We start from the raw sequence: 24,642 nt of genomic DNA on the forward strand, positions 1-24,642 counted from the left end.
TACGCGTGAAACAACAGAGACAACTTCGTCGGCGCGAGGCTGATGAGACGGCGGAACTCCCCGCCGATCTTCCTCCATTACTACGACGTTTATATGCCAGCCGGGGCGTTCGTAGCGCCCGCGAACTGGAGCGCAGCGTGAAAGGAATGCTGCCCTGGCAACAGCTTAGCGGCATAGATAACGCGGTGGAGATCCTCTACAACGCCTTTCGCGAAGGTATCCGCATTATTGTTGTTGGCGATTTTGACGCCGACGGCGCGACCAGTACTGCGCTAAGCGTATTGGGAATGCGTGCGTTGGGATGTGACAACATCAGTTATCTGGTGCCTAATCGCTTTGAGGACGGCTACGGTTTAAGCCCGGAAGTGGTCGATCAGGCGAAGGCGCGCGGCGCGCAGCTTATCGTCACCGTAGATAACGGCATCTCATCCCACGCCGGCGTAGCGCATGCAAAGACGTTGGGGATTCCGGTGATCGTGACCGATCACCACCTGCCTGGCGATACATTGCCGGAGGCCGAAGCGATTATTAATCCCAATCTGCGCGACTGCGAATTCCCGTCTAAGTCGCTGGCGGGCGTCGGCGTGGCGTTTTACCTGATGCTGGCGTTGCGAACATTTTTGCGCGACAAAGGATGGTTCGACGAGCGCAACATTGCGCCGCCGAATTTGGCGGAGCTGCTGGATTTAGTGGCGTTGGGAACGGTAGCAGACGTTGTGCCGCTGGACGCTAACAACCGTATTCTGACCTGGCAAGGGCTAAGTCGTATTCGTGCCGGGAAATGCCGTCCGGGAATTAAAGCGTTGCTGGAGATATCGAATCGCGATCCGCAGCAGCTTGCCGCCAGTGATTTAGGCTTCGCGTTGGGGCCTCGCCTGAATGCCGCCGGCAGGCTGGATGATATGTCCGTTGGCGTGGCGTTACTGTTGTGCGACAACCTCGGCGAAGCGCGTGTTCTGGCCAGCGAGCTGGATGCGCTTAACCAGACGCGCAAAGAAATAGAGCAGGGGATGCAGGCGGAAGCGCTTATCCTGTGCGAAAAGCTTGAGCGCAGTAGTGAAACGCTTCCGGGCGGTCTGGCGATGTATCATCCTGAATGGCACCAGGGCGTGGTCGGAATTCTGGCGTCGCGCATTAAAGAGCGTTTTCACCGCCCGGTGATCGCCTTTGCGCCTGCGGGCGACGGCACGCTAAAAGGCTCAGGCCGATCGATTCAGGGGCTGCATATGCGCGATGCGCTGGAACGGCTGGATACCCTTTACCCTGATCTGATGATCAAGTTCGGCGGCCATGCGATGGCGGCGGGATTGTCGCTGGAAGAGCATAAATTCGAGCAGTTTCAGCAACGGTTTGGCGAGCTGGTGACGGAATGGCTCGATCCTGCCCTGTTGCAAGGCGAGGTGATCTCCGATGGTCCATTAAGCGCGGCGGAGATGTCTATGGAAGTGGCGCAACTGTTGCGGGATGCCGGACCGTGGGGGCAAATGTTCCCGGAACCGTTATTCGATGGTCGTTTCCGTCTGCTACAGCAGCGTCTGGTGGGCGAGCGTCACCTCAAGGTGATGGTGGAGCCTGTCGGCGGCGGCCCGCTGTTGGATGGCATCGCATTTAATATTGATACGACCTGTTGGCCGGATAACGGCGTGCGGGAGGTAGAACTGGCTTATAAACTGGACATTAACGAGTTTCGCGGCAACCGTAGTTTACAGATTATTATCGATGATATTTGGCCGCTATGATCGGGGCGATTTAACAACACTTTCGCTGTAATTAAGGGGCGAAATCCGCTAATATTTCGCCCTTATAACCGCATTTTGACAAGTCAAATAAAAGAAATCAGACCATGTTTGAAATTAACCCGGTGAATAACCGCATTCAGGACCTCACGGAACGCACCAACGTTCTTAGGGGGTATCTTTGACTACGATGCTAAGAAAGAGCGTCTGGAAGAAGTAAACGCCGAGCTGGAACAGCCGGATGTCTGGAACGAACCTGAGCGCGCGCAGGCGCTGGGAAAAGAGCGTTCATCGCTCGAAGCGATCGTCGATACGCTTGATCAAATGACTCAGGGGCTGGACGACGTTTCCGGGCTGCTGGAACTGGCGGTAGAAGCTGACGACGAAGAGACGTTTAACGAAGCCGTCGCGGAACTGAATACGCTGGAAGAGAAACTGGCGCAGTTGGAATTCCGTCGGATGTTCTCCGGCGAGTACGATAGCGCCGATTGCTATCTCGATATTCAGGCCGGTTCCGGTGGTACTGAAGCGCAGGACTGGGCCAGCATGTTGCTGCGTATGTATCTGCGTTGGGCGGAAGCGCGCGGCTTCAAGACGGAAATCATTGAAGAATCGGAAGGGGAAGTCGCCGGTATTAAGTCCGCGACTATCAAAATCTCCGGCGAATATGCCTATGGCTGGCTGCGCACTGAAACTGGCGTACATCGTCTGGTGCGTAAAAGCCCGTTCGACTCCGGCGGTCGCCGTCATACCTCGTTTAGCTCCGCGTTTGTGTACCCGGAAGTGGACGACGATATCGATATCGACATTAACCCGGCGGATCTGCGTATCGACGTCTATCGCGCGTCTGGCGCAGGCGGTCAGCACGTTAACCGTACGGAATCCGCCGTGCGTATCACCCATATTCCCACCGGGATTGTGACGCAGTGCCAGAACGACCGTTCGCAGCACAAAAACAAAGACCAGGCCATGAAGCAGATGAAAGCGAAGCTTTATGAACTGGAGATGCAGAAAAAGAACGCTGAAAAACAGGCGATGGAAGACACTAAGTCCGATATCGGCTGGGGAAGCCAGATTCGTTCCTATGTCCTGGACGATTCCCGCATTAAAGACCTGCGTACTGGGGTGGAAACCCGCAATACACAGGCGGTACTGGACGGTAGTCTGGATCAATTTATCGAAGCAAGTTTGAAAGCAGGGCTATGAGGAATCAACATGTCTGAACAAAACGCACAGGGCGCTGACGAGGTAGTCGATCTTAACAATGAAATGAAGGCACGTCGCGAGAAGCTGGCTGCACTGCGTGAGCAGGGTATCCCGTTCCCGAACGATTTCCGTCGTGACCGTACCTCAGACCAACTGCACGCAGAGTTTGACGCGAAAGAAGCTGAAGAACTGGAAGCGCTGAATATTGAAGTGTCCGTCGCGGGCCGTATGATGACTCGCCGTATTATGGGTAAGGCCTCTTTTGTTACCCTGCAAGACGTAGGCGGCCGCATTCAGCTGTATGTGGCGCGCGATGATCTGCCGGAAGGCGTTTACAACGAGCAGTTCAAGAAGTGGGATCTTGGCGATATCCTCGGCGCGAAAGGTAAGCTGTTCAAAACCAAAACCGGCGAGCTGTCTATCCACTGCACCGAACTGCGCCTGCTGACGAAAGCGCTGCGTCCGTTGCCGGATAAATTCCACGGCTTGCAGGACCAGGAAGCGCGCTATCGCCAGCGTTATCTGGATCTCATCTCTAACGATGAATCCCGTAACACCTTCAAAACCCGTTCGAAGATCCTGGCCGGTATTCGCCAGTTTATGGTTGCTCGCGGCTTTATGGAAGTCGAAACCCCGATGATGCAGGTGATCCCAGGCGGCGCGTCTGCCCGTCCGTTTATCACCCATCACAACGCGCTGGATCTGGACATGTACCTGCGTATCGCGCCGGAACTGTACCTCAAGCGTCTGGTGGTTGGCGGCTTCGAACGCGTATTCGAAATTAACCGTAACTTCCGTAACGAAGGCATCTCCGTGCGCCATAATCCTGAGTTCACCATGATGGAACTCTATATGGCGTATGCGGACTACAAAGACCTGATCGAGCTGACGGAGTCTCTGTTCCGTACGCTGGCGCAGGATGTTCTGGGCACCACCCAGGTTCCGTACGGTGATGAAGTGTTTGACTTCGGTAAGCCGTTCGAAAAACTGACCATGCGTGAAGCGATCAAGAAATATCGCCCGGAAACGGATATGGCTGATCTGGACAACTTCGATTCCGCGAAGGCGATTGCTGAAAGCATCGGCATTCACGTCGAGAAAAGCTGGGGTCTGGGCCGTATCGTCACCGAGATCTTTGACGAAGTCGCTGAAGCGCATCTGATTCAGCCGACCTTCATCACCGAATATCCGGCTGAAGTGTCTCCGCTGGCGCGTCGTAATGATGTGAACCCGGAAATCACTGACCGCTTCGAGTTCTTTATCGGCGGTCGTGAAATCGGTAATGGCTTTAGCGAGTTGAACGATGCGGAAGACCAGGCGCAGCGTTTCCTGGATCAGGTTAATGCAAAAGCGGCGGGCGACGACGAAGCCATGTTCTACGACGAAGACTACGTGACGGCGCTGGAACACGGGTTACCGCCGACAGCGGGTCTGGGAATTGGTATCGACCGTATGGTGATGCTGTTTACTAACAGCCACACGATTCGCGACGTTATTCTGTTCCCGGCGATGCGTCCGGTGAAATAAGATGTAAATTGCCGGATGGGGCATTAGCCGCCATCCGGCATCTCTTCGTTCAGACGTAGCGCCATCAGGCAATTTTTAACGCTGGCAGTAATTGAGCAGTCGTTCACGCGCTTGTTCGTCTGACGCTTGCATGACCATCCACGGGCTAAATGCCCACGGCGTAGCGAGAAGGCTTTTCCATACGCTTTTAAATTCGCTCCACTGATAGTCCATCACCTCTTCGCTGTTAACCTGTAACACACTGGTTGCCCGCGCGGCAAATACCGGACAGACTTCATTTTCCACAATACCGTTTGGATCTGTCGCTCGATAGCTGAAGTGCGGATAGACGGGGGTGAGATCGGTAATTTCCACGCCGAGTTCGAACCGACAACGGCGGATGATCGCCTCTTCGGTGGTTTCGCCTTGTTGCGGATGACCGCAAACCGAATTCGTCCACACGCCTGGCCAGGCTTTCTTGCTCAGCGACCGTCGTGTTACCAGCAACTGGCCATCTTCGTTAAATAGCCAGCAGGAGAAAGCCAGATGCAAAGGCGTATTAAGCGTATGAGCCGCATACTTTTCCAGTGTGCCGGAAGGCTTATCCTGCTCATCCAATAAAACGACATGTTCCTCAGTCATGAAAGCTCCTGAAAATTAAAATGACCCGGCAGCATGGCCAGGCCATATACTCAGACGATCAGCGTAGCGCATAACAGAAAGAAAGGCATTACCAAAACAGGCCCTGACAGAACGCAGACGAGCGCCATTGTGCCGTGAGTCGATATTATGCTGGCATATCGGATATTCGCGGCATCATCATCCACGCGGACCCTTTCCGGCGTCAATGGATTGGGCATACGGCATTTGGCTGCTATCATAAGGCGTCTGTCAATAGAGTGAGGAATGGTTTTGAGCGCAGGACGCCTGAACAAAAATAGCCTGGGTATTGCGGTGCTGTTATGCACAGGGCTGCTGCTGGCGGGGTGTTCCAGTAATTCCGGCTCAGGAACGTATTCCGGCTCCGTCTATACCGTTAAGCGCGGCGATACGTTGTATCGTATATCGCGCGCTACGGGAACCAGCGTGAAAGAACTGGCCCGACTGAATGGCATTTCTCCGCCTTATACTATTGAGGTGGGGCAGCGAATTAAAGTGCGCGGCAGCGCAAAGAGTAGCAGTTCAACACGCAAAACCAGCAATAAAACAGCAACAAAAACTGCTGCGGTCAGACCGTCATCTTCGGTGCCAAAATCCTCCTGGCCGCCGGTGGGGCAGCGTTGTTGGGTATGGCCTGCTAACGGTAAAGTGATTTTACCTTATTCCACCGCGGAGGGCGGAAATAAGGGGATCGATATTGCGGGCGCGCGCGGAACGCCTGTTTATGCGGCGGGAGCGGGTAAAGTTGTCTATGTCGGGAACCAGCTGCGCGGTTACGGCAATCTCATCATGATTAAGCACAATGAAGATTACATTACGGCTTACGCTCATAATGACACCATGCTGGTTAATAATGGACAAAGCGTTAAAGCGGGGCAAAAAATCGCTACGATGGGCAGCACGGATGCTGCATCCGTAAGACTACACTTCCAGATTCGCTACCGGGCGACGGCCATCGATCCGCTGCGTTATCTGCCGCCGCAGGGGAGTAAACCGAAGTGCTGACGGCGAATTAATCGCCAGTCAGCCAGTAAGTCTCTTGCCAACCAGAGCGTAAGGTTTATAATGCCTTACGCATCTCAAAGCGGGCGTAGTTCAATGGTAGAACGAGAGCTTCCCAAGCTCTATACGAGGGTTCGATTCCCTTCGCCCGCTCCAGACAAATATCTTCTAGTATTTACTAAAACCACGAATTTACAGCAATTTCCCGTGTCGGCCCCACAGTACACAGGGTTTCAATACCTATGTCGGACGGCTATTATCAGCTGGCGACTCCGGTAATGACTTTATCATTCAGCCCGCAACACAACGATGCCCGGTCTGGAATGCATGTATTCCATAAACGGTGTATCCACCACTTTTCTGTTTGCGGCCAATGAGGAGGCGTTCCTGAACCACACCTGTTCATCATGGCGAACTACGATACCCACATGTGAAACGTCCAGCCCGTCAAGCGGGGAGTAGACACCGATATAATCCCCGTTTTTTAGGTGGTTCATGACCTGCTGGTTGATGGCTCTTCCGGGAATGTAATTTATTTTACGAGGATGGATGCCCAGACCAGGAATGTACTCGCCGCCATCAGGTTTATGGTTAAGCTGCTTGTCAACAACGACATAATCAGGGCTGATATCCGGCGTTACATCCCGTGCATTACGCGGTGTTGCGGCGAACCAGTCAGAGAAGAAGTGCCGGCGGCTGAGATAAGCAACTTTGCCCGCGGCGTAGCGAGTCCTGGCAAGATTATGCAGAAACGATTTCTGATTATCGCTGCGGGCCAGGGCTTCAACGTAATCAGCCAGTGTAAAGCAGTCCACGCCGTTGAAATTCGCTACAAGGACTTCGGGGATGCCGGGCCCACCGATGAGCGTATCCGCCTGATAAGGTGTTCCGAGAAAAGCAGACGATACGCGGCTGATAACTTCTCCATGGTTTTCGCCTTTATAAGGAATGACATCCGACTGGATAATCCGGCTTATTTTTTCTGCCGTAACGCTGTCCATGCTGGTCTGATATTTTTCTGTGCCAGGGACGGCACAGGCCGTCAGATGCGCCGACATAAGCAAAATTGTCCATGTATTTACCTTCATTATCATCTCCGGAAAGGTTCAAATCCCTTTTTTACCTTTACCGGAAATGGTTGTGATGAATACAGAAAAACGCCAGAGGTTGATTACAGGTTGAGTAATATGAACGCTGATGATGATAAATGTGAAGATCATCATACGACTTTATTTTATTCGCCGTTGTTTTTTGCCTGATCGTCAAAGCCAACATGCCCCTTCAGGCTGGCTTATAAGTCAGAGTGTAGATTGCGACGTGTCCGATCAGCGATTCTGACGCGTCCACCTCGGTGTGGCGGTCGTCGCTGACGATCACTTTGACATGGAGAATTTTGTACTCACTGAATGTTCGAACCGGACCACCTCCCAAGAGGTGAAGGAATAGTCCATCAGACGGATTTCCTGTCGCGCGGTCTCAATTATCTTAAGAACAAGCTGGAGATCTGTACCTTCCGGATAAAATCCTGCCTCAATGATGGCTGCGTAAGTATGTGGTACTGGCGCACACAGAGCCAGACCGAGCAAACCGGGCAGAAGCCATCGGCACATATGTTTTTTATGCATTGTTTGCATGGTATTTCCTTCATTGGATGTATTCAGAAATGCCGGAGTCGGGGAAACTCGTTTTCCCCGATTGCCGGGGTTGGACAAGGATGCCCTGCGGAGTGCGCGTTAAGCGACTGGATTATTTTTTCCTGTATATCTCTTTGACATATACATCGCCTCTACTCATAATGGATATACGCGTTGTATATCCAGAAAGGAGGCAGTTATGCACACAACACTTTTTTTTAGTAACCGGACCCAGGCAGTCAGATTGCCTAAATCGATATCCTTTCCGGAGGATGTGAAACATGTCGAAATCATTGCGGTTGGTAGAAGCAGAATCATTACTCCAGTCGGAGAATCCTGGGACAGCTGGTTCGATGGCGAAGGCGCCAGTACTGATTTTATGAGTACCAGAGAACAACCCGCAGTACAGGAACGGGAAGGATTTTGATGCTGAAATTCATGCTTGATACCAATACCTGTATTTTCACCATCAAAAATAAGCCCGAACACATCAGAGAACGCTTCAACCTCAATACATCCCGAATGTGTATCAGCTCCATCACCTTAATGGAGCTGATTTACGGTGCTGAAAAAAGCCTGGCGCCGGAGCGTAATCTTGCCGTCGTGGAGGGATTTATCTCCCGCCTTGAGGTTCTGGATTACGATACACAGGCAGCGATACATACCGGTCAAATCCGTGCCGAACTGGCCCGCAAGGGAACACCTGTCGGGCCTTATGACCAGATGATTGCTGGCCATGCCGGTAGCCGCGGACTGGTCGTCGTCACAAACAATCTCCGCGAATTTGAACGCATTCCGGGTATCCGAATCGAAGACTGGTGCTAATTTCTGCATCAGATGTTATCCCCGGATTCAAACTCTTTTCCGGATTTAGTGGCACAGTCAATTTGGTTAGCTGCTTAATGGTGGTTTGCATCACATTTTTAGCTGGTGGTATTTTTTTATGTTGACTGGAGATATCTGCCAACAGCATAACTTTTACGGCCAGATAATAAATAAAAGAGTACCAAAATGTCGTATTCTGACATGTTTACGAAGGGAGTACCGCTCCCTTCTTTTTTTGTTTCCTGGATACTCACTGAACAATGCCGTTACTGCCCGATAACTGCCGCCCCCCCCCTCTCCATAGCCGTTTCCTGCAACTTAAATCACAGACGTTGATTTACCAGGCCGATATGCCTTCTTTCCCGTTATATATCCTTCATACTTCAAGTTGCTTATGTGTTGGCTACGGATTACTCGGTCCATCCATGGGCCTCGCCCTGACGGGCCGTCGCACGCGACGTTCAAATCTGCTCCCGGCAGAATTGTCGCTCACCCCAGTCACAGAGTTATCTATGCTCCCGGGGACTCACTCCCTTGCCACCTTTAAGCAACTCGAATTATTTTGGGTATATATCAGTGAACTTCTATTTTTGTCAGTTTTTATTTTTCAGTTTATTTATTATTAAATTCTGTTTCTGGCCTGGATATATTTTCGTGAATAGCCTCCCGACAGCCGGAGATAAAGGTATTTGCTGGCGTAACAGCGCTCATAATTTAAAAGATTTATTTATAGTTTGTTATCACGGAAAGATTTTAACTTAATACATGCCAGTAAGGCATCAGGTAAAAATAACCGGAGAGAAGAAGATGAACAAAATGCTATTAGCCGGAAGTGCCGGTATTGTTCTGCTGTCTGCTGCAGCCAGTCCGGTATGGGCAGACGATAATGCCAGTACATTTTCACTTGGATACGCCCAGTCCCATACTAATCACGCCGGGACGTTGCGTGGGGTACGGCTGGCAAACAACTATGAAATGTCACCGGACTGGGGGCTGACAACCTCATTTGCATGGCTAAATGGAAGCCAGCGCTATTCCGATGAAAGCAGTAATGGTCGTGTAACAACCCGTTATTACTCCCTGCTTGCAGGCCCCTCATGGAAAATAAATAACCAGTTAAGTCTGTATAGTCAAGTGGGCCCCGTATTATTGCATCAGCGTGATCACGGGATAAATGAGTCTGACAGTAAGGTCGGATATGGTTATTCTGCTGGCGTGGCTTATACCCCGGTCAGTAGTGTCGCTATAACTCTGGGTTATGAGGGAGCGGATTTTGATGCTACCCATAACAGCGGAAGCCTTAATAGCAATGGTTTTAATCTTGGCGTGGGTTACCGGTTCTGAATAGGATAATCCGATAAAAAATGTTACTTTGTGGAGATGATGGATTATGAAAAGCCATATTATGCCAGGCGTTGCGCTGATGGTTATCCTGTTTTCAGGAAATATTATGGCCGCAACAAACATGACTGATAACGTTACTCTGAATAATGACAAGATATCCGGACAGGCCTGGCAGGCCATGCGTGATATCGGAATGTCGCGATTCGAGTTGTTTAATGGTCGCACCCAAAAGGCGGAACAACTGGCTGCGCAAGCAGAAAAACTCCTGAACGATGACAGCACTGACTGGAATCTGTATGTCAAATCAGATAAAAAAGCCCCAGTTGAAGGAGACCACTATATTCGGATAAATTCATCGATTACGGTAGCAGAAGATTATCTCCCTGCGGGCCAGAAAAATGATGCTATTAATAAAGCAAACCAGAAAATGAAAGAAGGAGATAAAAAAGGGACTATAGAGGCCCTGAAACTAGCAGGCGTCAGTGTTATTGAAAATCAGGAACTCATTCCTCTTCAGCAAACCCGTAAGGATGTGACCACAGCGCTTTCCTTGATGAACGAAGGAAAATACTATCAGGCAGGTCTATTACTGAAATCAGCTCAGGATGGCATAGTTGTAGACTCTCAGTCAGTTCAGGAATCACCCACGCACTCCGTGCAGCACGACGCCGCGCATTAATATCCCCCAGCCTGCTGTATACATTACAGCAGGCAGCATTATGTCTGACAGCTATTACCAGTTTGTTCTTTGCTGTCGGCATTGTTTTTAAATTTCATCCGCGAAGTTTAGAAATGTCAGGGTACCTGCATTTATATCTATTGTGATGCTCATCACAAATACAGAAGAATATCATTTCATTTATTATTTTTTATTCCTTCCACTTATGATGGTTCATAATGATTTATTAAGTTAATGTTTTGGAATTAAATGCCTTTTACTTGCGTTATATCCAGTTTTTTATGCTGCCAGTAATTTCATTGTTATATATGATTAGTATTATGTTTTGTAAATATCCAGTGTAATGGAAAAGCAAAACATACATTCCCGATAATATATTACAAAATATTTCATGTCCGCTGCGAATATCTGTCTGTTAGGTATTCACCCGCTTATAATTACATTAAAAAGTATTTCTTTGATGATTATTCTTAAATTACGATCATAATCATCGATCGTATCGATCTATTTTTATTGTTTTAATTTGAATAAGAATTTTCTTACAACTGATTAGGCATTAGCTGAAATCAATATTTTTCGATGGAAAGTTCAGGTGCTTCGTTTAACACCAGGCGTTTATTATTCATACGAATCTTTTCTGAACGCTTTCATTAATACCCTCAGAGTTGTTTTCAGCCTTTGCAAAATAATTCTCATTTACCCAAAGGACATATTATCTATGCGTAATAAAATAATACTTGCCATGGCGGCTGCCGGTATGATGTATGGCGCTTCTGTATATGCAGTCGATCCACCCACAGCAGGCCCGTTCGGCTCAGGTAAAATTACCTTCACTGGCACCATCACCAACTCCCCCTGTGATATCGCACCGGGCGACGATGCGATCACCGTTCCGTTTGGACAGATTTCTTACCGTAAACTGAATACCGCCGACGCAACTACGGAATCAAAACCGTTCACCATTCATCTACAGAACTGTGCTTTCGATCCGAATACCCCGGACACAGCTGGCTCCGCAGGGAAAATGTCCAAAGTAACCGTATCTTTCTCTGGCGCAGCGAATACCAGCAAAAAGGCTTACACCACCAGCGGTATCGCACAGCATGTTGGTGTCCAGCTACTGAAGAGTGACAACGCCACAATTATCGATCCCAACACCCCGATGCCGGATGGCGACGCTCAGCAACTGCAGGCCGGAAACAACGAACTCAACTTCTTTGCCCGACTAATAGCACTGGATAATGGCGTCACTCCCGGTGACTTCAACGCATCCGTCACCTACACCCTGAAATACCTGTGATTTCACGCGGTAAATAACGACAGGGAGAAGCCGTCCACGGAGGGGATCGGACGGCTTTTATATCTGACTGTGCCTGCGGGCTGTCTGTTACACGGACGACAACACGAAAGCGCCATGCCATGAAAATTACCCGGCTTGCCATTCTGATTACCCTGACATTTTCCGTCCTGAAGTCGCAGGCCACGGAGTTCAATGCCAGCCTGCTGGACAGCGGGAACCTGTCTAACGTGGACCTCACGGCCTTCAGCCGCGAGGGGTATGTGGCGCCCGGTAACTATATTCTCGATATCTGGCTCAATGACCAGCCGGTACGGGAACAGTATCCGGTCAGGGTTGTACCGGTTGCCGGACGCGACGCGGCCGTCATCTGTGTGACAACAGACATGGTGGCCATGCTGGGTCTTAAGGATAAGATTATTCATGGCCTGAAACCCGTTACCGGTATCCCGGACGGGCAATGCCTTGAGCTGCGCTCCGCTGACAGTCAGGTACGGTACAGCGCTGAAAATCAGCGTCTGACCTTCATTATTCCCCAGGCCTGGATGCGTTATCAGGACCCGGACTGGGTGCCCCCTTCACGCTGGAGCGACGGCGTCACCGCCGGCCTGCTTGATTACAGCCTGATGGTCAACCGCTATATGCCGCAGCAGGGGGAAACCTCTACCAGCTACAGCCTCTACGGCACCGCCGGGTTTAATCTCGGCGCCTGGCGATTGCGGAGCGATTACCAGTACAGCCGTTTTGACAGTGGGCAGGGCGCATCACAGTCCGATTTTTATCTGCCGCAGACGTATCTGTTCCGTGCCTTGCCAGCACTGCGCTCAAAACTGACGCTCGGACAGACGTACCTCAGCTCCGCTATTTTTGACTCCTTCCGCTTTGCCGGGCTCACTTTGGCCAGCGATGAGCGCATGCTGCCGCCCTCTCTTCAGGGGTATGCCCCGAAAATTAGCGGCATTGCGAACAGTAATGCACAGGTCACCGTCAGCCAGAATGGTCGCATTCTGTACCAGACCCGGGTGTCGCCGGGGCCTTTTGAGCTTCCCGACCTGAGCCAGAATATCAGCGGCAACCTGGATGTCAGCGTCCGGGAAAGCGACGGTAGCGTCCGGACCTGGCAGGTCAACACGGCCAGCGTCCCCTTTATGGCACGCCAGGGACAGGTTCGCTATAAGGTGGCCGCCGGACGTCCGCTGTACGGCGGGACGCATAACAACAGCACGGTCAGCCCTGACTTTCTGCTCGGGGAGGCCACCTGGGGAGCATTTAACAACACGTCGCTGTATGGCGGCCTCATTGCCTCCACCGGCGACTACCAGTCCGCGGCGCTCGGGATCGGCCAGAATATGGGGCTGTTGGGCGCTCTGTCTGCGGACGTCACCCGCTCAGATGCGCGGTTGCCGCATGGGCAGAAGCAGTCCGGTTACAGCTACCGTATCAACTATGCCAAAACGTTTGATAAAACCGGCAGTACCCTGGCGTTCGTCGGATACCGCTTCTCGGACCGCCATTTTCTGTCCATGCCGGAGTACCTGCAGCGTCGGACCACTGACGGCGGCGATGCATGGCATGAAAAACAGAGCTACACCGTGACTTATAGCCAGTCCGTTCCGGTACTCAACATGAGCGCGGCCCTCTCGGTAAGCCGGCTCAATTACTGGAACGCACAGTCCAACAATAACTACATGCTCAGCCTCAACAAGGTGTTCAGTCTCGGCGACCTTCAGGGACTCTCGGCCTCGGTGTCGTTTGCCCGTAACCAGTACACCGGCGGGGGTAGCCAGAACCAGGTCTACGCCACCATCAGTATCCCGTGGGGAGACAGTCGCCAGGTGAGTTACAGCGTACAGAAAGATAACCGGGGCGGCCTGCAGCAGACCGTGAATTACAGCGATTTCCATAACCCGGACACTACATGGAACATCAGCGCCGGTCATAACCGTTATGACACCGGCAGCAGCTTCAGCGGCAGCGTGCAGAGCCGTCTGCCGTGGGGCCAGGCGGCAGCGGACGCCACCCTGCAGCCCGGACAGTACCGCAGCCTGGGCCTGAGCTGGTACGGCTCGGTGACTGCCACCGCCCACGGTGCCGCTTTCAGCCAGTCGATGGCCGGGAATGAGCCCCGCATGATGATAGATACCGGAGACGTGGCCGGTGTGCCGGTGAACGGCAACAGCGGGGTGACCAACCGCTTCGGGGTGGGCGTGGTGAGCGCCGGCAGCAGCTATCGCCGCAGCGATATTTCGGTTGATGTGGCCGCCCTGCCGGAGGACGTGGACGTCAGCAGCTCCGTCATCAGTCAGGTACTGACGGAGGGCGCGGTGGGCTACCGGAAGATTGACGCCAGCCAGGGGGAGCAGGTGCTCGGTCATATCCGGCTGGCTGATGGCGCAAGTCCGCCGTTTGGCGCCCTGGTGGTGTCCGGGAAAACCGGCAGAACCGCGGGGATGGTCGGAGATGGCGGTCTGGCCTACCTGACAGGTCTCAGCGGGGAAGACCGCCGGACCCTGAATGTGTCCTGGGATGGCCGGGTGCAGTGCAGACTCACCCTGCCGGAAACGGTGACACTCAGCCGGGGGCCGCTGTTACTGCCCTGCAGATAAAAATATCCCTGTCACAGAGCAGGTCTAAAGGAGAAAACAGGTGAAAAACAGCAGAAGAAGCCGTGTGATTTTACTCGCACTGGCGGCAGCATGGAGCCAGTACAGCCCGGCGGCCGTCAATGTTGACCGGACCCGTATTATCATGGATGCGCCGCAGAAAACGGTGGCCATCACGCTGAATAACGATGACAAAACCACGCCGTTCCTGGCGCAGTCCTGGGTGACGGACGCTGACGGGGTGAGAACCGATGCGCTGATGGCGCTGCCGCCGCTGCAGCGTATTGATGCCGGACAGAAATCCCAGGTCCGCATCACCCAGGTTCGCGGGCTGACAGATAAGCTCCCTCAGGACAGGGAAACACTGTTCTGGTTTAACGTGCGGGGCGTTCCCCCGAAGCCAGAAGACGACAACGTTCTGCAACTGGCCATGCAGAGCCAGCTGAAACTGTTTTACCGTCCGAAAGCCATTATCAGAAGCAGCAGTGACCAGCCGGAAAGAAAGCTGACTGCTGAGCGGAATGCGGGACATCTGACCCTCAGAAACCCGACGCCGTACTACATCACTGTGGCGTGGCTGGGAGCAGACCGTAGCCACAGGCTCAGCGGTTTCCGCGAGGGCGTGATGGTACCGCCCCTGGGGAACCTGCCTTTAAAGGCTGTTCTGCCGGCAGAAACCCGGACGCTGTGGGTGGGGTATATTGATGATTACGGGGGACTGCAGATGAATCGCTACACCTGCGATGCCCTGAACTGCGCGTTTAAGGACGCAGGGGCGACATCATGACAGAATGGATTTTTAATCTGAAAACAAAACTGACCGTGCTGGTGATGATGTTGTGCTCTTTATGTGTGACTAAAGTGTATGCGGTTGAGCTAGGTATAAATGAATGTGCAGTCACTTCCGGTCAGAATATTAATTTAAGAAGTATAAATTTGACAACCGATGATTTTAAACCTGGCACGGATTCGGTTATCTATACAATCAATCAGGATGCAGTTTTTAAATGTTACATGGGATATGACACGCAATTTCCACAGCTGGTATTTAATCAGGGCTACTTCAGTAAATTTACCAAGACACTAGATGCGATGGGACTTGGATTCAGAATGTCCATTAAAGAAACAGGAAATGCTTCAAGTGCTGTTTCGTTCTCCTGGGATGAAATAAAGAGTACTCAGTCAGGAAATGAGTTACGAAAAGAGTTTGGCACAAAACTACCTGTTGGGACTACAGAACGAAAAGTAAGGATAACACTGGATTTCTTATATACAAAAGCATATTCAGAGAGTAGTGCAGTTACAGCTTTTACGGGGATAAGTAATGTTTTAAATATTGTACCTTTTTCTTATTCTTTGAGACAAAACGGATTTATTTTATCTGGTTTTAATGTGAGAATTCTCAGAAACGGATTGGGTAAAGTTGACATTGTTCCATTACAGGTCAACTTTGGGCATATTTATACGACTTATGAACCTTCACAGACCAGACAGGCAAATTTTACAGTGATCGCCACGCAGGTTTTACGACCGGCTATGGGACAGGAATTCACGATCCCTCTGGCCATCACCTTCGGGAAAGGTGCACTGACACAGGATACCGGGCAAACTCTGAATCTTGTCAGCCTGGATGGCCCCAACAAAGGTCAGCCTAATGGACTCCGGCTTTCAATAAAAGATGATAAAGGAAAAGAGATTACTTTTGATAAACAAGAAGTACTGGGGGATATTACTATTACAGGAGCTGTCACCGGTAATGTGTCGAAGGTATATACTGCAGTAATAACCCCGACCCCGGGGGGAAGTGTAAAGACAGGAACGTTTTCTGCTGCAATACCCGTTACTGTTACCTATAACTAATCGGGGGGGCAGATAATAAAAATAAAAGAACTGACTGAGTTATCGGGGAACTAATCCCGAATAAACCCACATTAATAATAAATACTATTTAAGAGTTGTTCTTCACCTCCGGGAAATCATTTACCCAGTTATGGAGAGGTTTTATGTGCCCTGATAATACACACGCAAAAAAGCAGTACCTTACCCCTGGTAACGATATTCATTATCCCGGACAGACCAACCATGATGCCTGTTTTATTCCGGAAAGCGTCCGCCAGTATGCCGACGAGCCCCTGTATATCATTGTGGCACACTGGTGCCTGTTGCAGCAGAACTGGGTTCAGCGTAACCAGATAGCAGAGGCGTTTCACATCACGGCCAGACGGGCCAGCTACCTGATTGCCTATCTGCGAAGCAAAACATCGCGGGTGGTCAGCATCTGCCGTCACCAGACCCTGCCTAATAAAGCACGACGCTATGAGATTTATGTTATCCGGGTTCTTGACAGTCCCACCCCGTCCACGCGCCGTGAAAAAGCCGGACCGCCGCTGGTATCAAAACGCCGGGTCGGTAATGGTGACAGGTCGATGGCAAATGAACTGTGGAACCGGCTGTGCAGTAACAGAAATGCGGGGAAAATCCTGAAAAAGAAGGAGGATGAGGATGACGGAACATAACCGGATGCCGGCCCGGCAGATTATCGTTTACGGTGACTGCTGGCCGGTGACGATCGCCGTGGCACACCTGGTCCGGAGATTTCTGCCGGGCTGCAACTGTGAAACCGCATACAGTCTGCCTGTTCTGTTGCAGCAATTACGTCGGAAACCGGAGGCCATACTGATACTGTGTCTGCGTCCCCGTGAACATCTCTTTTTGTTCTATTCCCTGAGACAGATACTGCCGGACTACCCGGTTATGATTATCAGCGATGAGCTGTTTTTCAGCGACCGGGTGGTACTGAAGGTATACGGCGGCATCCCGGCGCTGCTGGAGCAGGAACTGGCGGAGATACTTATTCGGTGGCGGCGGGATGAACAGTGGGCCGGGGGCGCACGCCTGCGCAGGACAGGAGGGCTGGACGCCTTTTTGTTATCTCCGGATCCGGTGACGGGCTTTCTGGAAGTGCCACCGATATTTAACAATCCGAAGCGGTTGATGAACTATATGGATCAGTTGATGCACCGGGAGATACTGGCATGCGGAGTGAGCCTGGCCCAGTTACGCTTGCTTCAGGAAGTTTACCGTGGACGAGGAAGGTTGTCAGCGTTGTGTGGAAGGCTGAATACACAGGAGAAGCAAATCTGGCAGGACAAATACCGGTTACTGGTGAAGCTGGGAATGCGGAACCGATTACGGGAACTGCTGTTTGGTACCCGGTTTTGTAAATCACTGCAGCGAACTCCGTTTATCGCTCCGCAATAACCCGCCTCCGGCGACCCTATCCAGAAACACTGACACGCCGGCTAAACCCGGTGGCGGTGGGGTATTTTTTGCCTGTGGTGTAGTGGAGTAAAATACAGAATTCAGGCGGGACGCTGAATGTATGGCCTTTCATACCGTTTGATAAGTAAAAACGCTTCTGGAATGAAACCCGATGTGAATGATACGGCCTGAGCAGAAGCGTTACATATTTACTGCATGATCCCGGTATAGCCATGAATTCCCATATACACGCCGACCAGACCAATCAGAATGCTCGAAAAATAGGGCGCCCGCCGGGCAAGCGTCGAAAAACCACTCCAGCGCTTTGCTGCCTGTTGAACGCTTATCGCCGCGCCAACGCCTACCGTCACCAGCGTTAATGCCAGGCCAAGACTAAAGCTCAGTACCATCGTGGCGCCCAGCGTAAACGCTTTAAGCTGGATACAAATCAGTAAAACGGTGATCGCAGCCGGACAGGGGATAAGCCCTCCGGTCAGGCCGAACAGCAGGATCTGTCCATTAGTCACTGTTTGACCATCAAAACGGCGTTGAATATCGGCAGCATGGGCGCGTTCATGGGCATCCTGATACGCTTTTGACGTTGCACCTTCCGGATGTATGTGACCATGATGGTCATGGTCATGGTCATGGTCATGGTCATGGTCATGGTCATGGTCATGGTCATGGTCATGGTCGTGATGGTGGTTTCCCGCCAGCCACTGCTGCTCGCCTCGCCATGTCCGCCAGAACATCCAGCACGCGGTGCTCAGAATAATAATCGCAGAAATTAACTGCAGCCATGGTTCCACTGATTGTGCGGTGAATGCCCGGCTAAGATACATCCCACCCAGCGCGATTAACCAGACGATCGCGGTATGAGAAAGCGTTGCTGCCAGACCGAGCATGACGGCCTGTTTAACCGTACCTTTAATGGCAATAATAAAAGCCGCCATCATAGTTTTGGAGTGCCCTGGTTCAAGCCCGTGCAAAATACCTAATAAAATGGCGCTGGGAATGAAGAACCAGCCGTTTCCTTGCTGAAGAAGTGTCGAAAATTCACCCATGAGAATGATTCTTAGTTGTTTTATGTGGGTGTCATTCTACTCCCCCCCAGTATGGAATACTACCCCCCAGTAGCATCGTAATGCTATAATTTGTATTCGTTAATGTTAGTGAGGTGTTGCAATGTCACATACCATCCGGGACAAACAAAAGCTTAAAGCCAGAACCAGCAAGATTCAGGGGCAGGTGATAGCGCTAAAAAAAATGCTGGATGAACCGCATGAATGCGCGGCCGTGTTACAACAGATCGCGGCGATTCGCGGCGCGGTAAATGGCTTAATGCGCGAGGTGATTAAAGGGCATCTGACCGAACATATCGTTCATCAGAGTGATGAAGCCAGACGTGAAGAAGATCTGGACGTAATATTAAAGGTGCTGGATTCTTATATAAAATAGCCGGGAGTTATATCCCGGCTATCTTTTACTTTAGCCGAAAAACATCACCGATACGCAAAGTAAACCGACGACCAACGTAATGAAATTACCTACTGAACGGTAGGGGTTCAATGCCGGTATCAGGTACGTTGACAACGTGGGCATAATAAACAGAATCATCGCAATGAGCGGGCCGCTAATGGCATAAATCATAGAGATGGCATTCGGGTTAATACAGCAAATAATAAACGTAATCCCGGAAACCAGCATGATAGACAGCGCGCGATTGAACGCCCGGCTTTTTTTCACGCCAACCTGCTGTAGGGTGGTTCTTACCATTTCGGTTGCGCCCTCGATGACGCCGAAATAGGTGCCGAGGAAAGATTTCGACATGGCCACGACGGCAACGATAATACCGGAAATAGAGAGCCAGGCCGGCGCATTGGGCATCATCGAGAGCGCGGAAAGGATGGTAACGCCTTCGTTGCGCGCGTCTTCAATGTATGACGGCGGAATGGAGAGCAGGCAGCTAAAGACAAAGAATAGCACGCTCAGGCAGATAATCAGGTAGGCGACCTTCATGATCTTTTTGCATTTATCCATGGCCTGATCGCCAAAATTTTCCCGTCTGTCGATGGCAAACGTCGAAATAATGGGCGTATGGCTAAAAGCAAAAACCATCACCGGAATAGAAATCCATACCTGGTGCAACGTGTGACTATCCAAAGACATCTGCCCGGTCAGTAACGAGGGTTGCCAGCTTCCGGTTAAGTAGAGCGAAAGGAACAAGAAGTAAGCGATAAGTGGAAAGACTAAAAAGCCCATTACGCGAAGAGTGGCATGTCTTCCCATTAAGAAAATCATATTCAGGATAAGTACTACGCCGAAGCTAACTGCCATCCGGATGCGAATATCTATCTGAATATGCTTCGCTAATTGCTCTGTCAGGGAATTGGTAATCGCCACCGCATAAATTAATACCACGACAAAAAACGCAATAAAATAAAGCGTGGTAATAATACTGCCGATTTTCTTGCCGTAATAATGAGTAACGGCGCCAGTAATTCCCTCACCGGCAGAAGTCTTTGAGGAAAGAATAAACTGACACAGCGCCTTATGCGGCCAGTATGTCAGAGGCCAGGCGACCAGCGCGGTAATAAATAGCACGATTGCGCCTGCCGATCCCAACTGGATGGGAAGGAAAAGAGTGCCTGCGCCTACAGCCGTTCCGTATAATGCAAAACTCCAGAGAGTCTCATCTTTTGACCAAATTTTAGACATTATTTGAATTTATCAACTATAAAACACACAAAAAGAAGCGCAATTTACCATAAATAGCGTCAGTTGGGGGCGTTTTAAGCAGATGGATGTCGTGGAGGCGGAGGGCCGGGAGCGTTGCGATCCCGGCAAAAAAGAGCAATATCATGCACTAACGCGCTGTTGGCGGCGAGTCACTATTCGTTGGCGTAAAACATCGTATGCCCAGTTGTACAGCATCGTGTACGGCAAAAAGAACAGGAAGAAACCAATTTCCAGGGTGAATGCTTGTAGCAGGCTGACATTCAGTACCCAGGCGACAATACTCACGCCAATGACAATAAACCCACTTTCAAATCCTAACGCATGGAGTGCGCGCACTTTGGCGGTTCGTCTCACCTGATGCGCAGGCCACAGTCGATCAAACAGAGCGTTATAAATGATATTCCAGATCATGGCCGTCGTTGCCAGCAATATCGTCAGGCCGCCCATCTCTAGCACCGAGCGCTGCATTAGCCAGGCGGTCGTTGGCGCCAGTATCGCAGTCGCAATACCTTCAAAACAGACAGCATGGAAAATACGCTCCGGCAGCGAGCGACGTTGTATGGCGTCATGTTGCATAAACGAAAAAACCTTACTCTTAATCAAAATAAAGAAATTTCCGCTATTTTATCGTTTAATGTGATACCTAAAAGATAATATCCATCGATAAAGTAGATAGGTTATGCGTTACTCACCTGAAGCGTTAATGGCATTTGTTGAGACCGTCTCTTGCGGTTCGTTTTCTGCGGCGGCGCGCCGCCTGCGTAAAAGCCAGTCCACCATTAGTACCGCCATTGCGCATCTGGAGGCGGATCTGGGATTTTCATTATTTGATCGATCTTCGCGCCAGCCCGTTCTGACCGAAGAAGGAAAACGGGTGCTTAGCTATGTTCAGGCTATTTTATCGGCGAGCGATCGTTTGGATGAGGTGGCGCTGACGTTATCCGGCGAGACGGAGGCAAGACTCACGTTCGTCCTCTCTGATACCCTGCACCCTGACAGTCTGGAAGAGTTAATGGCGCAGTTTGATCGTCAATTTCCGCATACCGAGTTTGAATGCTTGATCGGAGAAAATGATGATGTCATCGACCTGTTGCAAAAAGGGCGCGCCCAGATAGGCCTGATTGAAGCGCGTGATGACTATCCCACAGACATTGGCGCGACGCGTCTGCCTGTTCAAAGCTGGATGGGGGTTTATGTGGCGACCACGCATCCGTTGGCGTCGCAGACGAACCTGCAATGGGAGCAACTGCATACCTGGCGCGAGCTGCGTCTGAATACCTACCTTGAATCTAATGCCAACATTACGCGCGGCCCGGCCTGGTCAGCGCCAAACTATTTATTACTGTTGAGCATGGCGGTTCAGGGATTTGGCTGGTGCGTATTGCCCTGCGCGCTGGTGGAAGAGTTTGCGGCGGAAAAACCGCTGGCCCAGCTGGAAGTTCCTGGCTGGCCGAGGGCGATTGCTATTGATTTGCTGTGGAACAAGAAGACGCCGCCCGGAACGGCAGGGAACTGGCTTCGCTACCATTTGCAGCAGAAATAAGCTGCGTCACCGTCAAATCAGCGTCATTTCCTTTGTGATAAAACTCACTTTTTTTAAACAATCAAGATAACTAATTTTAACAATGCTCTACTATGGCGGTGTCATTTTGCGCTGAGGTGGTAATGAAAGAGGTTGTGATAGTGGGGGCTTTACGGACACCCATCGGCTGTTTTCAGGGAACGCTGGCCCGTCATTCCGCCGTCGAGCTGGGGAGCATGGTCGTAAAAGCGTTAATTGAGCGCACCGGCGTGGACGCTAACGCTATCGATGAGGTCATCCTCGGTCAGGTGCTGACGGCTGGCGCCGGGCAGAATCCGGCGCGCCAGTCAGCCATCAAAGGAGGGCTGCCGACTACCGTTTCCGCCATTACTATTAATGACGTTTGTGGTTCCGGTTTAAAAGCGTTGCACCTGGCGACGCAGGCTATTCAGTGCGGCGAAGCGGACATTGTTATTGCGGGCGGGCAGGAGAATATGAGCCGTGCGCCGCATGTCCTCAATGACAGCCGTACCGGCGCGTTGCCTGATGCCGACAATCTGGTGGATAGTCTGGTACATGATGGCTTATGGGATGCCTTCAACGATTATCACATTGGCGTGACGGCAGAAAACCTGGCGCGGGAATATGGCATCAGCCGCGAGTTACAGGATGCTTATGCGCTCAGTTCGCAGCAAAAAGCCAGGGCCGCGATTGATACCGGGCGTTTTAAAGATGAGATTGTCCCCATCGTCACGCAACGTAATGGGCAGACCGCAATTGTCGATACGGATGAACAACCGCGGGCCGACGCCAGTGCGGAGGGGTTAGCCCTGCTGCATCCGGCGTTTGATAGTTTAGGTTCGGTGACGGCGGGTAATGCCTCCTCAATCAACGATGGCGCCGCCGCGGTGATGATGATGAGCGAGGCGAAAGCCCAGGCGCTGGGGCTGCCGGTGCTGGCGCGCATCCGCGCGTTTGCCAGCGTCGGCGTCGATCCTGCGCTAATGGGGATTGCGCCGGTATATGCTACCCGGCGCTGTCTGGAGCGTGCCGGCTGGCAACTGACGGAGGTCGACCTTATCGAAGCCAACGAAGCGTTTGCCGCCCAGGCGTTGTCGGTAGGAAAAATGCTGGAATGGGATGAGCGACGGGTAAACGTTAATGGCGGCGCGATTGCGCTGGGGCATCCCATTGGCGCTTCCGGTTGTCGAATTCTGGTTTCACTGGTGCACGAAATGGTTAAACGCGACGCGCGAAAAGGTCTGGCGACGCTGTGTATCGGTGGCGGCCAGGGCGTTGCTTTAACCATTGAACGCGACTGATCCTGCGCCAGCCATCCTTTTCCTGCTTCAGTATTCCGTTGTAAAAAGCCCTCTATCACGAGGGCAAAGCCAGTGACAGAACCCCCTTTTTCGTTATAGCGCAGAACGTCTTGCCGCGTCGGGCATTGCAGACGCATACCGCTTTTAATTCAATTCGCACATCAGACCCCGTTCCAAAACAAGCTCCAATTTTTATCTGGGTAACCGCATACAGCATCTGGCGCACATGTCTGAAAATCAGACATGTGCGTAAGTTTTAGCGCCGTTCGTGATCGCTACAGCAGTTTTAAAAATAACCAACCATATAAATGAAACGTTGTTTTATTTATTGTTGAAAACCTTTATCCAGGCGACTATGATGCCGTTAAATAAATCAAAACAGTGTTTTGAATTTTATGCCATTGCGATCGATTTATCATTGGAGGGAAAAGTGGACGTAAGGCAAAGCATCCATAGCGAGCACGCTAAAACGCTGGACACCCAGGCGCTGCGACGCGAGTTTTTAATAGAAAATATTTTTGTCGCTGATGAATATACGATGGTCTACAGCCATATCGACCGTATTATTGTCGGCGGCATTATGCCCGTCAGCCATTCTGTTGAAATCGGCGGAGAGGTGGGTAAACAGCTTGGCGTTTCCCGGTTACTGGACCGCCGCGAGCTGGGCGTCATTAATATTGGCGGCGCGGGCGCCATTATCGTTGACGGGCAGCGCCATGATATTGGTCATCGTGATGCTCTGTATATTGGTAAAGGGGCGAAAGAGCTGGTCTTCGTCAGCAATGAGGCGAGCAGACCGGCGAAGTTTTATTACAACTGCGCGCCAGCGCATACCGCTTATCCGACGAAAAAAGTGTCGCCTGCCGACGTTGCGCCCGTCACCTTAGGCGATAACCTCACCAGTAACCGTCGCACCATCAATAAATACTTCGTACCGGATGTACTGGAAACCTGTCAGCTCAGTATGGGACTCACCGAACTGGCGCCCGGTAATCTATGGAACACCATGCCATGCCATACCCATGAGCGCCGTATGGAAGTTTACCTCTATTTCAATATGGAAGAGGACAGTTGCGTTTTCCATATGATGGGGCAGCCTCAGGAAACCCGTCATATTGTGATGCGTAATGAACAGGCGGTTATTTCCCCAAGCTGGTCAATACATTCTGGCGTTGGCACCAAAGCCTATACGTTTATTTGGGGCATGGTGGGAGAAAATCAGGTCTTCGATGACATGGATCACGTTGCGGTACAAGATCTGCGCTAGTCGCGACCGGTGATAACGCCTGTGCGTGACAGGCATGAC

The 24,642-nt window shown here is 51.3% G+C and carries 24 protein-coding genes and 1 tRNA gene; 19 read left to right on the forward strand and 6 right to left on the reverse strand.

All coding sequences use genetic code 11. The features are described 5' to 3' along the window. Window positions 1-5 precede the first annotated feature (5 nt). From recJ to lysS, 3 genes are all read left to right on the forward strand, one after another. Complete coding sequence (gene recJ, locus J1G48_RS03995; RefSeq protein WP_000813389.1) at window positions 6-1,739, forward strand: single-stranded-DNA-specific exonuclease RecJ; 1,734 nt, start codon at window positions 6-8, stop codon at window positions 1,737-1,739. Between the two features lie 104 nt (window positions 1,740-1,843). Then, window positions 1,844-2,942, forward strand: a protein-coding gene (gene prfB / locus J1G48_RS04000; protein ID WP_096059418.1) for a peptide chain release factor 2 whose coding sequence is annotated in 2 segments (ribosomal slippage) — window positions 1,844-1,918 and window positions 1,920-2,942 — 1,098 coding nt in all. Because the reading frame shifts where the segments join, the coding sequence is not laid out codon by codon here. A 9-nt stretch (window positions 2,943-2,951) separates the two neighbouring features. Beyond that, a complete protein-coding gene (gene lysS / locus J1G48_RS04005; RefSeq protein ID WP_000003339.1) occupies window positions 2,952-4,469 on the forward strand; it encodes a lysine--tRNA ligase in 1,518 nt (505 codons plus the stop codon). Between the two features lie 75 nt (window positions 4,470-4,544). On the opposite strand, the gene idi is transcribed toward lysS, so the two are convergent. Continuing rightward, on the reverse strand, window positions 4,545-5,090 hold the full coding sequence (gene idi / locus J1G48_RS04010; protein ID WP_000133994.1) for an isopentenyl-diphosphate Delta-isomerase: 546 nt from the start codon (window positions 5,088-5,090) through the stop codon (window positions 4,545-4,547). Between the two features lie 264 nt (window positions 5,091-5,354). Here idi and actS point away from each other — a divergent pair, with 264 nt between their 5' ends. Both actS and J1G48_RS04020 read left to right on the forward strand, forming a co-directional pair. Beyond that, window positions 5,355-6,113, forward strand: coding sequence for an amidase activator ActS (gene actS, locus J1G48_RS04015; RefSeq protein ID WP_000244328.1), 759 nt, complete (start codon window positions 5,355-5,357; stop codon window positions 6,111-6,113). Window positions 6,114-6,192: 79 nt separating this feature from the next. After that, a tRNA-Gly gene (locus J1G48_RS04020) sits at window positions 6,193-6,266 on the forward strand. A gap of 131 nt (window positions 6,267-6,397) precedes the next feature. On the opposite strand, the gene J1G48_RS04025 is transcribed toward J1G48_RS04020, so the two are convergent. Beyond that, a complete protein-coding gene (locus J1G48_RS04025) occupies window positions 6,398-7,204 on the reverse strand; it encodes a DUF1460 domain-containing protein (RefSeq protein WP_001574939.1) in 807 nt (268 codons plus the stop codon). A 279-nt stretch (window positions 7,205-7,483) separates the two neighbouring features. Then, the gene (locus tag J1G48_RS04030; RefSeq protein WP_001576352.1) at window positions 7,484-7,735 is read right to left on the reverse strand and encodes a hypothetical protein; all 252 of its coding nucleotides are present in this window, start codon (window positions 7,733-7,735) and stop codon (window positions 7,484-7,486) included. 208 nt (window positions 7,736-7,943) lie between these two features. On the opposite strand from J1G48_RS04030, the gene vapB reads away from it, so the two are divergent. The 10 genes from vapB to J1G48_RS04080 all read left to right on the forward strand — a co-directional run bounded on the left by vapB (window position 7,944) and on the right by J1G48_RS04080 (window position 17,753). After that, window positions 7,944-8,171 (forward strand): toxin-antitoxin system antitoxin VapB, encoded by a 228-nt coding sequence (vapB, locus tag J1G48_RS04035; protein ID WP_000557549.1) that lies wholly within the window; start codon window positions 7,944-7,946, stop codon window positions 8,169-8,171. After that, a complete protein-coding gene (gene vapC / locus J1G48_RS04040) occupies window positions 8,171-8,569 on the forward strand; it encodes a tRNA(fMet)-specific endonuclease VapC (protein ID WP_000911336.1) in 399 nt (132 codons plus the stop codon). The genes vapB and vapC overlap by 1 nt, the downstream gene beginning before the upstream one ends. An 807-nt stretch (window positions 8,570-9,376) precedes the next feature. After that, window positions 9,377-9,913, forward strand: coding sequence for an STM3031 family outer membrane protein (locus tag J1G48_RS04045; RefSeq protein ID WP_001038502.1), 537 nt, complete (start codon window positions 9,377-9,379; stop codon window positions 9,911-9,913). A 46-nt stretch (window positions 9,914-9,959) separates the two neighbouring features. Beyond that, a complete protein-coding gene (locus tag J1G48_RS04050) occupies window positions 9,960-10,592 on the forward strand; it encodes a YfdX family protein (RefSeq protein WP_000835265.1) in 633 nt (210 codons plus the stop codon). Window positions 10,593-11,310: 718 nt separating this feature from the next. Then, the gene (locus tag J1G48_RS04055) at window positions 11,311-11,892 is read left to right on the forward strand and encodes a fimbrial protein (protein ID WP_001244651.1); all 582 of its coding nucleotides are present in this window, start codon (window positions 11,311-11,313) and stop codon (window positions 11,890-11,892) included. A 119-nt stretch (window positions 11,893-12,011) separates the two neighbouring features. Continuing rightward, window positions 12,012-14,495 (forward strand): fimbrial outer membrane usher protein StdB, encoded by a 2,484-nt coding sequence (gene stdB / locus J1G48_RS04060; protein ID WP_000705505.1) that lies wholly within the window; start codon window positions 12,012-12,014, stop codon window positions 14,493-14,495. 40 nt (window positions 14,496-14,535) lie between these two features. Beyond that, on the forward strand, window positions 14,536-15,279 hold the full coding sequence (gene stdC, locus J1G48_RS04065; RefSeq protein ID WP_000798504.1) for a fimbrial biogenesis chaperone StdC: 744 nt from the start codon (window positions 14,536-14,538) through the stop codon (window positions 15,277-15,279). After that, window positions 15,276-16,352, forward strand: coding sequence for a hypothetical protein (locus tag J1G48_RS04070; RefSeq protein WP_000141330.1), 1,077 nt, complete (start codon window positions 15,276-15,278; stop codon window positions 16,350-16,352). Before stdC ends, J1G48_RS04070 begins: the two co-directional genes overlap by 4 nt. Before the next feature lie 143 nt (window positions 16,353-16,495). After that, on the forward strand, window positions 16,496-17,008 hold the full coding sequence (locus tag J1G48_RS04075) for a CaiF/GrlA family transcriptional regulator (RefSeq protein ID WP_000336257.1): 513 nt from the start codon (window positions 16,496-16,498) through the stop codon (window positions 17,006-17,008). Then, entirely contained in the window at window positions 16,995-17,753 is a 759-nt protein-coding gene (locus J1G48_RS04080) for a transcriptional regulator (RefSeq protein ID WP_000134802.1), read from the forward strand. The genes J1G48_RS04075 and J1G48_RS04080 overlap by 14 nt, the downstream gene beginning before the upstream one ends. Before the next feature lie 209 nt (window positions 17,754-17,962). Here J1G48_RS04080 and J1G48_RS04085 read toward each other — a convergent pair whose 3' ends face one another. After that, complete coding sequence (locus J1G48_RS04085) at window positions 17,963-18,817, reverse strand: nickel/cobalt efflux protein RcnA (protein ID WP_000503685.1); 855 nt, start codon at window positions 18,815-18,817, stop codon at window positions 17,963-17,965. Window positions 18,818-18,938: 121 nt separating this feature from the next. Here J1G48_RS04085 and rcnR point away from each other — a divergent pair, with 121 nt between their 5' ends. Next, the gene (gene rcnR, locus J1G48_RS04090) at window positions 18,939-19,211 is read left to right on the forward strand and encodes a Ni(II)/Co(II)-binding transcriptional repressor RcnR (RefSeq protein WP_000019953.1); all 273 of its coding nucleotides are present in this window, start codon (window positions 18,939-18,941) and stop codon (window positions 19,209-19,211) included. A 30-nt stretch (window positions 19,212-19,241) separates the two neighbouring features. On the opposite strand, the gene J1G48_RS04095 is transcribed toward rcnR, so the two are convergent. Together J1G48_RS04095 and J1G48_RS04100 are read right to left on the reverse strand one after the other, a co-directional pair. Continuing rightward, window positions 19,242-20,471: an amino acid permease gene (locus tag J1G48_RS04095; protein ID WP_000036838.1), complete on the reverse strand. Its 1,230-nt coding sequence runs from the start codon at window positions 20,469-20,471 to the stop codon at window positions 19,242-19,244. A 141-nt stretch (window positions 20,472-20,612) separates the two neighbouring features. Further along, a complete protein-coding gene (locus tag J1G48_RS04100) occupies window positions 20,613-21,068 on the reverse strand; it encodes a multidrug/biocide efflux PACE transporter (protein WP_001519547.1) in 456 nt (151 codons plus the stop codon). 103 nt (window positions 21,069-21,171) lie between these two features. Here J1G48_RS04100 and J1G48_RS04105 point away from each other — a divergent pair, with 103 nt between their 5' ends. From J1G48_RS04105 to kduI, 3 genes are all read left to right on the forward strand, one after another. Continuing rightward, window positions 21,172-22,035, forward strand: a complete 864-nt coding sequence (locus tag J1G48_RS04105; protein ID WP_001270774.1) for a LysR family transcriptional regulator — start codon at window positions 21,172-21,174, stop codon at window positions 22,033-22,035. Window positions 22,036-22,157: 122 nt separating this feature from the next. Beyond that, window positions 22,158-23,336, forward strand: coding sequence for an acetyl-CoA C-acetyltransferase (locus tag J1G48_RS04110; protein ID WP_000665980.1), 1,179 nt, complete (start codon window positions 22,158-22,160; stop codon window positions 23,334-23,336). 430 nt (window positions 23,337-23,766) lie between these two features. Then, complete coding sequence (gene kduI, locus J1G48_RS04115) at window positions 23,767-24,603, forward strand: 5-dehydro-4-deoxy-D-glucuronate isomerase (RefSeq protein ID WP_000383274.1); 837 nt, start codon at window positions 23,767-23,769, stop codon at window positions 24,601-24,603. Window positions 24,604-24,642 lie beyond the last annotated feature (39 nt).

Origin of the sequence: Salmonella sp. SAL-020, assembly GCF_017372215.1 — a bacterium.
Classification (GTDB): domain Bacteria; phylum Pseudomonadota; class Gammaproteobacteria; order Enterobacterales; family Enterobacteriaceae; genus Salmonella; species Salmonella enterica.